The organism is Streptomyces sp. NPDC059909 (assembly GCF_042730885.1).
Lineage (GTDB): Bacteria > Actinomycetota > Actinomycetes > Streptomycetales > Streptomycetaceae > Streptomyces.
The window spans coordinates 15880-27259 of sequence record NZ_JBHWKX010000081.1 but is presented as its reverse complement, the minus strand read 5'-3'; the positions used below and the strand labels follow the sequence as shown (position 1 = coordinate 27259).

The 11380-nt window shown below is 69.9% G+C and carries 8 protein-coding genes and 1 pseudogene; 5 read left to right on the top strand and 4 right to left on the bottom strand.

The window, feature by feature from the left end:
• Positions 1-80: 80 nt before the first annotated feature.
• On the bottom strand, positions 81-314 hold the full coding sequence (locus ACFV9O_RS33990; RefSeq protein ID WP_385424976.1) for a hypothetical protein: 234 nt from the start codon (positions 312-314) through the stop codon (positions 81-83).
• A gap of 363 nt (positions 315-677) precedes the next feature.
• Between ACFV9O_RS33990 and ACFV9O_RS33985 the strand changes: the two genes are divergently transcribed.
• Together ACFV9O_RS33985 and ACFV9O_RS33980 are read left to right on the top strand one after the other, a co-directional pair.
• Complete coding sequence (locus ACFV9O_RS33985; protein WP_385424973.1) at positions 678-902, top strand: hypothetical protein; 225 nt, start codon at positions 678-680, stop codon at positions 900-902.
• A 558-nt stretch (positions 903-1460) separates the two neighbouring features.
• Positions 1461-2096, top strand: coding sequence for a vitamin K epoxide reductase family protein (locus ACFV9O_RS33980; RefSeq protein ID WP_385424970.1), 636 nt, complete (start codon positions 1461-1463; stop codon positions 2094-2096).
• Between the two features lie 252 nt (positions 2097-2348).
• Here ACFV9O_RS33980 and ACFV9O_RS33975 read toward each other — a convergent pair whose 3' ends face one another.
• Together ACFV9O_RS33975 and ACFV9O_RS33970 are read right to left on the bottom strand one after the other, a co-directional pair.
• A complete protein-coding gene (locus tag ACFV9O_RS33975; RefSeq protein WP_385424968.1) occupies positions 2349-2588 on the bottom strand; it encodes a hypothetical protein in 240 nt (79 codons plus the stop codon).
• A gap of 435 nt (positions 2589-3023) precedes the next feature.
• A complete protein-coding gene (locus ACFV9O_RS33970; RefSeq protein WP_385424966.1) occupies positions 3024-6818 on the bottom strand; it encodes a S8 family serine peptidase in 3795 nt (1264 codons plus the stop codon).
• Between the two features lie 491 nt (positions 6819-7309).
• Between ACFV9O_RS33970 and ACFV9O_RS33965 the strand changes: the two genes are divergently transcribed.
• Positions 7310-8143, top strand: coding sequence for an IS5 family transposase (locus tag ACFV9O_RS33965; protein WP_385424963.1), 834 nt, complete (start codon positions 7310-7312; stop codon positions 8141-8143).
• 45 nt (positions 8144-8188) lie between these two features.
• Here ACFV9O_RS33965 and ACFV9O_RS33960 read toward each other — a convergent pair.
• Positions 8189-9039: pseudogene (locus tag ACFV9O_RS33960) on the bottom strand (IS5 family transposase).
• A gap of 539 nt (positions 9040-9578) precedes the next feature.
• On the opposite strand from ACFV9O_RS33960, the gene ACFV9O_RS33955 reads away from it, so the two are divergent.
• Positions 9579-10433, top strand: coding sequence for a phosphatidylinositol-specific phospholipase C/glycerophosphodiester phosphodiesterase family protein (locus tag ACFV9O_RS33955; RefSeq protein ID WP_385424961.1), 855 nt, complete (start codon positions 9579-9581; stop codon positions 10431-10433).
• A gap of 422 nt (positions 10434-10855) precedes the next feature.
• Positions 10856-11083, top strand: a complete 228-nt coding sequence (locus tag ACFV9O_RS33950) for a hypothetical protein (protein WP_385424959.1) — start codon at positions 10856-10858, stop codon at positions 11081-11083.
• Positions 11084-11380 lie beyond the last annotated feature (297 nt).

Below are 11380 nucleotides of genomic sequence, written 5' to 3'. Positions count from 1 at the left end.
TGCAGACCCGTGGGCACAGTTGAGGTCAGAGCAGTCCTGAGAAGCGATTCCCCCCATGCCTAAAGGCACGGGTCCCCTCGCTAGCTATCCGATGGGAGCCGGGGGATGCCCGTCTCGGCGGGAGTCCCGGTTCCGTCGTCCGAGGTCCGGACGACGGCGAGAGAGATCACGGCGACGACCTCGAGTACGGCGACACCCACGACGAGGACAATCAGCCGGCGGCGTCGGCGCTCAGCACGCTCCGCGTTCTCACGCATCTCGCTGGCCCGAGCCCGGCGGCCTGGCGATGTCTTCTTGGCGGGCTTGCGGGACATGCCTGGATCCCTCCGAATCACGCCCGAGAGAAGCACCTCAGATCCAACCTAAACGGACCCTTGACCTTGCCCCAGGGGAAAGGTTTTAGCGTCGTCGTACCGGCACGAAGCAAGAAGGAGGTCACCTCATGGCATTCGTCGAAGGCGAGGTGTACCGGTGCCCGGACCCTAGCTGCGGCTGCGAGATCACTGTGACCAAAGGTGCACCCCCAGACCATGGCGGTGATCAAGCCCCGACCTGCTGCTGCGGCCTTCCCATGGAGAAGGTCCGCTGAGCCGGCGCCCGGCAGCCGCGCTGTCCCGTCCTGCTGCTACGCCCACCCGATTGTCGACCGACACGCAAGAACACCCGAGGAACCTGTCATGAGCCAGCTGCTTTACGTACTCCCCGCCCTCGCCTGCCCCATCGGCATGGGCCTGATGATGTGGTTCATGATGCGCGGCAAGCGCCCCGCCCCCGACCAGTCGCACACTGCCCCAACCACCGCGCAGGAGCAGGAGCTCGCCCGCCTGCGCAAAGAAGTCGAGGCCCTGCGCGACGAGCAGCGGTCCCCGAAGGCCGACCTCCACAAGCGCTCTCCGGCATGACCGGCATTTGGCTTCCCCTGGCCGCGACCGCACTCGCCGCAGCCCTCACATACGTGTGCTGCATCCGTCCGACGCGCCGGCACGGCAACTGCAGCCCGGCCGGGCCTGAGCGCACGGCGGAAAGCGTTGACGGGGAGATCCGCCGCACCCGCGAAGAACTGCACCACCTGCGCGAGCAGGCCTCGGCGCAGGAACGGTCCGATCATCTCCGGACACCGGCTCGCAGCAGACGACAGCTCGACTGACGCAGAGACGGGGCTGCCGGTCGGGCCGGCCACACCACCGCCCATCGCCGTCACCGCCCTGGTGATAGACCTCGCCGTGGGGCAGCCGCCATCCGCCACCACAAACGGCAGCAGGCCCGCCACTCCACTCCCACCGGGACAGCCCCCTCCCGCCGCAGCGGACGACTGCTGCACGCCCCAGCCCGTCCCCACACCAGCCTCAACCGACCGCGACAGGGACGGCCACTGCTGCTGACCCCACCCACGCCCGGACCCGCTGCGGCCGGGAACAGATCAAGCCCCGCTGCGGGCAACTGCCGGAACGGAACCACACATGACCACGACAGCAGCCCGCGACACGGCCTCCCCGGCCGAGCGGAGAAGCCCGCACGCCACGATCGGCGCCGACCGCGCCTTCGCGCTCCTGCTGATCCTGGGCGGCTCCCTCGGCCTGCTCGCCTCGGCCGTGCTCACCCACGACAAGATGAAGCTGCTCGCCAACCCGGACTACGTCTCGGCATGCAGCATCAACCCGGTGCTGTCCTGCAACAACATCATGAAGAGCTGGCAGGCATCCACCTTCGGCTTCCCCAACCCTTTCATCGGCTGGGTCGCCTTTTCCGTCGTCATCGCCATCGGCGCCGGACTGCTGGCCGGCGCCCGCTATCGGCGATGGCACTGGTGGGGCCTGCAGGCCGGCACCGTCTTCGGTATCGGCTTCATCACCTGGCTGCAGTACTCCTCGTTGTACGCCATCGGCGCGCTGTGCCTGTGGTGCACCCTCGTGTGGGCCGTGACGATCCTCATCTTCTGGTACACCACCGTGCACAACATCCGCCACGGGCTCATCCCCGCGCCCGGCCGGGTGCGCCGCACCGTGGAGGAGTTCCACTGGGTCGTACCCGTGCTGTGGATCGGCATCATCGCGGTGCTCATCCTCACCAAGTGGGGCAGCGCCCTGTGGGCCTGAGCCCTCCACCCCAAAACCCCGGTGCCCCAACCCGCGTGAGTGCCGCACCTCCGGGCGGCAGCCAGCCACATCTGCACCCCACTGCCCAGCCGATGCGCACGGCACCCCGCAACGCCGCCATCCGGATCCGCCGGGTGCTCGGCCACCTGCTGACGGCCGCCCTCGCCGAGTGTGGCCGTTCTTCACCGCCGCGGCCGTACTAGGGAACGGCCCACAGCGTCTTCCGCGCCGGACGTGGGGTGTGGCCAGGGATCAGGTGTGCGCAGGCGGCTCACGGCGCCAGTGAGGTCGAAGAGCTGAATTGCGGGTGCCATCGAGCCACTGTTGGGTGACGGTTCCGGTCGGGCCGAGGTGGAGCACGTAGGCGGCCAGTGCGGTGTCGGTGAGGGCCAGCTGCTCCGAGACGTTCGTCTCGTGCTCGTCGTTCGTGGTGATCTTACCGGGGCGCCGGTTGTGCCAGGCGTGGCGCAGCCACTTGTCGGTGGCGGGCACCGGTTCGCCGCTCTTGGTGACCGGTTCGTAGCGGGTGCCGTCCGGCGGCGGGCTGTCCTGGACGACCTGCGGCGGGACGACGGCACCCTGGAACTGCCAATAGGTGGCGACGATCGCTTCGGCCTGGCGTCGGCCCCATGCGGCCCGCGTGCGATCTCTCGGTTTGGTGTCAGTGGATGGCGTGTCAGTGGCGGGTTCCCGTGGTGTTGTCCGAAAGCGCTGGTCAGCGATCCGAGAATCGGCCTTGCCGCAGGTGCTGCCACTGTCGTGAGGTGAGAAGTCAGGGATGTCGGTACTGTCACCGGGCGGTATACGCGCAGGTCGCACCTGGACATCGACCGCGCCCCGGGGCGCGGTTGAACCGCCGGCGACCGGCGGGCGCCGCGGGCCCGGGACGGCGTTGCGTCCCGGGCCCGCGGGCGCGGGCGGCTCAGGTCACTTCACGCCGAAGGCCCTGGTGACGGTCTGGTGCACGGCGTTGCCCCGGTCGTCAGCGGCCGTGGCGCGGACGGTGACGTAGGAGGCGTTCCTCGGGGCGTCGAGGGTGGTGCGCCAACCGTCGCCGGAGTGGGCCAGCGTGACCTTGTGCCAGGTCTTGCCGTCGTCGTAGGAGAGCTCCAGGCCGACCTTCCCGATGGCCGACGTGGGCGGCAGCACCTGGTCCGGGTCGGGCGACGTCGGGTGCGAGGCCGTGACGGTCAGGCTCGCGTCGCGTCGCGCCTTGCCGTCGCCGTCCGTGTCGACGGCGTAGTCGAGCTGGATCAACGGCAGGGCCAGGCCCTGATACTGGGCTCCGGTGGCGGAGTTGAAGTCCCATTCCGTCCTGGTGCTGGTGCTGTACGGGTTGGCCCACTTGCCGCGGGCGGTCTCCAGCACGTACCGGTACGACTGCCGTTCCGGCTTGAGGCCGGTGGCAATCACGAAGGAGCCGGTCATGGTGTTGAGAAGGGTGTCGCCCTGGTAGAGCGAGGCCTTGGCTTGTGCGTCCGGAGTGACCGGGTAGCCCTCGCGGCTGATGCCGGCGTCGCCCCAAGCGGGGACGTCGATGGCCACCCAGTCGTCCTGCCGGAAGCTGAAGGCGCCGGGGAAGGCGTCGCTGCTCCGCGGCCGGGTGACGGGTGCGAACCACTGGTCCTTCGTGTCGGTGCCGGCCTTGTAGCCGCGCGGCAGGGCCAGGATCCTGACTTCTCCGATGACGGTGGCGGCCTGAGCCCACTGGACGCCGGAGCCGGTGGAGACCCAGTCGGTGCGGGTTCCCCGGGCCGGGCGCGGGAGTTCGGTGCCCAGCCGGGCGGTGGTGTCCTCGGGCCACACGTCGTAGCGGTACTCCCGGGCGTCGCCCTGCCGGTAGTTCTTGAACGCGACGTCGATCCTGGCCAGGTCCTTGGTCTCGGGCCGGTAGACCGTGTTCGCCGGCACCGCCCCTTCCCAGGCATTGGCCAGGTCGTACAGGTAGTCGGTGGTGGGGTTGGAGAACACCCGCAGCGCCGTGCCGCCCTTGGCGGAGGCGAGGCGGATCAGGCGCTCGCCCTGGTCCTCGCCGACGGTGACGACGGTCAGCGGCGGGGTGGCCTCGGTGCGCGGGTCGAGCCGTACGTCGCCGTCGTTGACGACGATGAGCAGCTCGGCCCCGGCCGCCGCGGCGGCGGCCGTCTGCTCGCTCATTGGCACGGTGTCGTTGCGGACCACGACGGCGGCCTTCCCGCGGACCCGCAGGCCGGCGTAGTCGGCGGCCGCGCCCTGCCCGGCGTAGACGGCGCCGAGCCGGCTGGTGCCCTTGGGCAGCGGGGTGGCGCCGCGCCGTACGAGGATGTCGTCAACCGCGTCCCGTCCGGAGGTCAGCTTCAGCGGGGGCTGCTCGTTGCGCCAGCGGGTCCGCAAGGTGAACTCGCCGTCGCGGACCTTCTCACCGGTGGGCAGCGCCCAGAAGCTGTCGTACCCGGGCCGGATGTAGAAGCTCCAGCCGAAGGTGCCGGAAGCCGCATAGGTACGGCTGAAGTCGGCCCGCATGTCGGTGGTGACGGACTCCTTCGGCGTGACCGTCGTGACCTGGCGGACGTTGGAGGCGTCGAAGGTGAACGACGTGTCCTTGTCGAGCCGGAACTCCGGCTCGGCGACCAGGGCCAGGCCGCGCGAGTGCGGGCCGTGGGCGCCCTTCACGGGGAACGCCGCGGCGATGGACCAGGGGCCGGCGTACACGCGCAAGGTGATGGGACCCTCGACGAAGCCCCACGCCCTGAGCCCGGGCCTCTTGCCCTGCTGGAGGATCACCAGGTACTCGCCGGTGACGGGCTTTCCGGAGCGGTCCTTGGCATCGATGGTGATGTCGTGCAGCTCGTACGTGGTGACGAAGCCCATCGACGTGGCGGCCTTGACCGCGCCGCCGTCGGCGGCCTCGATCCGGGCGTCGTAGAGCATGCCCTCCTCGCCGGTCTCCGGGTGCGCGGTCACAGTGACCGCGGCGGTGCCATGCGCGGGCACGGTCACCCGCGGAGCCGACAGCGTGAACATGCCTGAGGGGGCCTTGTCGGCCTTGACCGCGAGGTCGAGCGTGACGGGGGCGTCACCGGCGTTGGTGTACATCACCTCGCGGTCGACGGTCGCGCCCGGAGCCGGCGGCCATTCCTGCAGGGCGGAGACCACGCCGGTGGCGTACACGGTGGCCTTGGCGGCCGCCGCGGCGTCGACCCGGCCGCCGCCGGCGTCGAAGGCGGAGTAGTCGGGGGTGGCCTTGGCGGTGCTGACCAGGGCGTCCTTGATCTGCTGCCCCGTCCAGTCCGGGTGCGCGGCCGCGACCAGGGCAGCGGTGCCCGCGACGTGCGGAGTGGCCATGGACGTACCGCTCATGGTGGTGTAGGAGCCCTCGCCCGGCGAGTGCTGCGACCGGGCGGCCAGCACGCCGACGCCGGGAGCGCTGATCTCCGGCTTGACCAGTCCGTCGATGCGGGGTCCGCGGCTGGAGAACGCCGCGAGCCGGTCGTTGGAGTCGACGGCGGCGACGGCCAGCGCCGCGTCCGCGACGGCGGGGGAACTGACCGGTATGCGGGGGCCATTGTTGCCCGCGGCGATCACGAACAGCGCGCCGGTCTCGGCGCTGAGAGTGTTGACCGCTTGGCTCAGCGGGTCGGTGCCGTCGCTCGGATCGCCGCCCAGGCTCATGCTGACGACCTTGGCGTGCCGGTCCCGGGCGGCCCACTCCATGCCGGCCAGGATCCAGGAGAACTGGCCCGACCCGACGTCGTTGAGGACCTTGCCCACGTGCAGCCGGGCGCCGGGGGCGACGCCCTTCTCCTTGCCACCGGACGCGGCGCCGGTGCCGACGATAGTCGACGCGACGTGGGTGCCGTGCCCGTGGTCGTCGACGGGCGAGTCGTCGTCGGGGTCGAAGCTGGTCGCTGCGACGACCTGGCCGGCCAGGTCCGGGTGGTCGGCGTCGACGCCGGTGTCCAGCACCGCGACGTCCACACCCTGGCCCGTGTCACCGCTCTTCCACGCCTCGGGCGCGCCGATCTGCGCGACCGAGTCGGCCAGTTCGGCCTTCACTTTGCCGTCCAGCCAGATGCGCTGGATGCCGCCGGCGAGCAGCGGGGCGGCGGCGCGCTTGCCGGTCGCCGTACCGCCGAAGGTGCTGCTGCGCACGAGGGCGGAGGTGTTCACGTCCTCGGTGAGCGAGTCCCAGAACTTCCCGGCCTCGTCGTGCTTCTCCGCGACTGCAGCGCCCTGGATGCTGGTCAGCGGGCGGACACGGGCGGCGCCCTGGGGCAGGGACTTGGCACTGCGCGCGCGGGCCGCGTCGGCGTAGCGGACGATCAGCGGCACATGGTCGCTGTGCGCGTCGTCGTACCCGTCGGCGAGCAGCCGCGTGACGTTGAACAGGTCCTCGTCGAGGACGCCCGCCGAGACGTACGGCAGCACCTCCTGCGGGTACACGAAGGTCTCGCCGTCCTGCGTGGTGGTGTAGGCCGATACCGGCCGGCCGTCGGCGTCCTCCAGCGACGTCACCGCGGACTTGCCGGCGCCCGTGACGGTCACCTTGTCGCCGTTGATCAACGTGATGGTCCGGGGAACGCCGGCGTCCGTGCGGGCCGCCACGCCCGCCGGGAGCGCGGTGTCCGCCGCGGGGGCACCGGTCGGAGCGGCGGACGCCGTGACCGCGCCGAGTGACGGCAGCAGCGCCAGGGCGATGCCGAGCGCCGTGACCCTTCGGCCGCGGATGGGTGAGCCAGGCAAAGGAGCTCCTAACTGAGCGTGACCAAGCGGGGAGGCGAGGGCCAATGACGAATGATTCGGCCCCCGGTTGGTCGTGTCGAGATCACGTGCCTGTCGCCTTGGTGCCATGTCGCAAAGCCGACATGGCGCCAAGGCGGTCACCCGCATGTGGCCCGGTGTCTCTTCGCTGCCCGACCGGCCTCCCGCATGGGCCCGAATGCGCGCACCCGGATGCGCCCGGGAGGTCAACCGCGCCTGCCCGCAATGCGGTTGAGCGCCGACTGCGATCTGATCTCTTCGACGCGGCTCCCGGGATTCTGCGCCTGCCCGACGGACGCGAGAGCGAGTTCATGGCCACCAGCGGTCTACGCGAAAGTGGCTGCTCAGGACTCGGCCGCCCTGTTTGGCTTAGAGGTCGCGCGGATAGGCGCGGTTGGGGACCCCGGCAGCAGAACGGGCACAGGTCCCGGTGATCATGGAGTTGCGACGCTCTGTGATCACCGGGGAGACCTGTGCCCGCGCTTCCATCATGGCTGACAGAACCGCTCTGGGACCAATTTGTGGCCCTGCTGCCCGAGTGGCCGGAGTTCCACCCGGACCATCCACTCGGCTGCCACCGTCGGCGCATCAGTGACCGGATCATCTTCGACAAGATGCTGCAACTGCTGCGCTTCGGCTGTTCGTACGAGGCGATCGCCGACACGACCTGCTCGGCCACCACGATCCGCAGCCGCCGCGACGAGTGGATACGACTCGGCTTGTTCGCCCAGCTCAAGCAAATCGCGCTGGACTCCTACGACCGGATCGTCGGCCTCGTCCTCGATCAGATCGCTGTGGACGGCTCCATCACCAAGGCGCCCGGAGGCGGCGAGGTCGCCGGTCGCTCACCGGTCGACCGCGGCAAACAGGGCCTGAAACGCTCGGGCATGACGGACGGGTACGGGATTCCCCTGGGGCGTGTCCTGGCCGGTGCCAACCGCCACGACCTCGCCCCGACCCTGGACCGTCTGGACGACCTGGGGCCGTTGCCCGACGACATCACCGTGCACCTGGACGCCGGCTACGACTCGGACAAGACCCGCGCGCTGCTCAACGAACGCGGCCTGCACGGACACATCGCGCACAAGGGGGAGAAAGCGCCCATCCAGGCCAGCCAGCGTTGGCATGTCGAACGCACCCACGCCTGGCAGAACGCCTTCTACCGGCTCGCCCGCTGTTACGAGCGGCGCACCACCGTCATCGACGCATTCTTCGACCTCGCCGACACGATTATCACCGTGCGTAGCCTGATCCGGCAGGCATGGACGACCCACCGCTGGGACGAACGCCCGAACCGCCGACCATGACCGCACGCCTATCCGCGCGATCTCTTAGACCGACCGGCAAATGGATCACTTGAGGCGTCGGGTGGTGGGGCGGCCGTCCCAGCGGTAGCGGTTCGTTGCTCGGCGGATGAGCATGCGGAGGGTGATGAGTGTGGCGGCGAGGTAGAGGTAGAAGTCCACGACGCTCCCGCTCTTCTCCGTGCAACGCCGGAGCTTGCCGTAGTCGTTCATCCACGAGTGCGTGCGCTCCACCACCCAGCGTTTGCCGGCCTGGATCGGGGCCGGTATGCCTTTGCGGGCGACCTCGGCCGTGAACCCCAACTGCGCTATTAGCACGCGGGACTTCGCACTGTCGTAACCGCGGTCGAGGTTGACGTTGACGGCCTCCGGCAGCGCGCCGACCTGCTCCTTCGCGGCTTCCAGGGTCGGCCCGAGCAGGGGTGAGTCGTGCCGGTTGGCGCCGTCGGAGACGATCCCGAGCGGAACACCGCAGGCATCGGAGGCGACCGAGCGTTTCAACCCCTGCTTGCCCCGGTCGACCGGCGACCGCCCGGCCTTCTCGCCTCCGGACGGGCCTTGGTGATGCAGCCGTCCACCGCGAGCTCGCTCAGCCCCAGGCCGATCATCCGGTCGTACGCCTCGAGTGTGAGAGCATGCACCTTCTCGGATATCCCCAGTTCAGCCCACTGTTTGACGCGGCGTCGGATCGTCCGGTCGGAGCATCCGGGACTGGAGATGCGCTCATAGCCGGAGCCGTGGACCAGCGCGAGCACGATGTGCTCGAAGACGGTGCGGTTCGGAACCCGTCGCCGGTGACAGCCCAGCGGATGGCTCTCGGCGTACCTGCCCCGCGTGGGCAGCAGAGCGGCGAACTGGTCCCACAAGGGCTCCAGAAGGCATGATGGGACCGCAGGCACGAGCCCTCCAAGTGATCACTGAGCGTCAAGAACTCCATGATCACTCAGGCTCGTGCCTGCCTTGCGTTCGGGGCCGCCCGCACAGCCCTCGCCCCACCATTGCCGGACGCTCTAAAGCCCAACTCCACCAGCGTGTAGTCCTCCGCGGCCCAACCAATCGACGATTCGCATGCAGGCCGCCCGCAATCGAGGCGTGGCAGGTGCTCAAGCACGCCGAGAGTGCCGTGCCCCTGGCCCGACGAAGTCTGCTCGGGGGGCCCTCAACACCGGCGCGGACCCCGCACCGCCCTGGGCGGACGGATGGTGGGCTGTGCCCGGGGTGGCTGCGGTACTGGCCGATGGGTCAGCGGCCCCTGTGACTCGTTCGGAACTCCCGGCGGTCCTTGCTCACAGCCATCCGCGGCGTGCTGCCTGTCAGCGCCGTAGTCTCTCCTGATTCATGACACGTTTTCCGTGGCGTGGGCGACGGGACACCAATGCTGCTTAGCGTCCTCCGGGTCGCTCCGGGATCCCACCTGGGCGGAGATCCAGGAGGCTTCATGTTCCGGCATACGCGCCGTGCTCTCGTCGCGCTCGTCACGACTGTCCTTGCGGGCGGTCTGGCGGCTCCGTCCTACGCCGCATCGGCTGGTGCGGCGCCGGCCCCGCTCGCGCGAGCCCACGCCCACAACGACTACGAGCACGCCAACCCGCTCAACGATGCGCTGTCGCACGGCTTCAGCAGCGTCGAGGCCGACATCTGGCTGGTGGGCGACGAGCTGCTGATCGGCCACGACAAGGAGGACCTGGTTCCGGGCCGCACGCTCGAGTCGCTCTACCTCGACCCGCTGATGAAGCGGGTGAAGGCGAACCACGGCGAGGTGAACGACGGCTACAGCAACTCTCTTCAGCTGCTCATCGACATCAAGACCCCCGGCGCGGAGGCCTACAAGGTGCTGTGCGAGCACCTGAAGAGCTACCGGTCGATGCTGACCACGTACACGCTGGGCAAGGTCCACGCCGGAGCGGTGACCCCGGTCATCTCCGGCGACCGCGCCGCGCGGATCCCGATGGAGGCGCAGAAGGTGCGCTCCGCCTTCTACGACGGTCGCCTGGCCGACCTCGGCACCAGTGCTCCCGCCTCGTTCATCCCGCTGATCAGCGACAACTGGACGAAGAACTTCACCTGGCAGGGCGTTGGCCCGATGCCGGTGAACGAGCGCGCGAAGCTGCGTCAGATCGTGGCCGACGCCCACGCCATGGGGCAGCAGGTCCGGTTCTGGGCCACCCCCGACGCTGCCGGACCGGCGCGTGACGCGGTCTGGCAGGAGCTGGTCGACGCGGACGTCGACTACCTCAACACCGACGACCTGGCCGGGCTCGAGTCGTTCCTGCGCGTCCACGACAAGAAGTAGGCGAGGCTCAGCGCGGCTTCGCGGGCAGTGACACGGGTCGTCGAAGTCAAGCGGTGCGGCCCGGGCGGCAGCTTCAGCTTCCCGGGCCGGCCGCGCTCGCACCCGAACTTCCCGCGCCGTGATCTGCTCCGGTACGCGGACGATCTGCATCACCGTCTGCGTCAACTGGCACTGGACGACAGGGAGTCCACGAAGGAGCGCGTGGGCCGGTTCAGCCGGGATCCTCACTGGGAGGTGCGGCGGCGTGCCGCGGAGGACCCGCGACTGTCGGCTCAGTCCGCGGTGCGGCTCCTCGGTGATCCACGAGAGAGTGTGTGCTGGGCGGCGGCTCGGAACCTGCAGGCGCCCGCGCATGTGCCGGTGCGACTGCTGCGGGACAGGGAGACCTGCAGCAGGAGCCGGTTCCCTCGCACCGCCGAGAGGTGACCGCGGGAGAGATCGAGCTTCTCACCGCGGTCCGGACCCGGCTGGACCAGCTCACGGCAACGTCCGGCGGGGGAGGGGACGAGGACCGGATCCGTCAACGCCTCGCGGCGATGGCCCGCCCGGTCGCAGCACCGCCCGAGGCTCAGCCGCGCGCAACCGCTGCTGAACAGGCCCAGGCCCAGGCGCTCGAGGCGAGCTCGTTCACCCACGGACTGCAGCCCTGACCGCCCGGCCCTGTGGGCGCCCGTCCCCGAGCCGGACCCAACGGGCCACTGACCCACGCCCCCACGCGGCGCGCCGTCATGACAGGTGCTGGCGCGCACGGTCAGGCGGAGCCTGTATCCCACCTGCCGTGCGGCTACGTCCCGATCTGCTGCAACGCATTCGTGCGGCCCTACGCAGCGTCCGGAACTGCTGGCGCGGTCTCGTAGGGCGGGACGTGAGGGTCAAGAGCCTCGACTTCCCGCTCGGAAAGGTCTAGGCACACAATCCGCGCGGCGGCCCCGGCCGCCGACATTCGG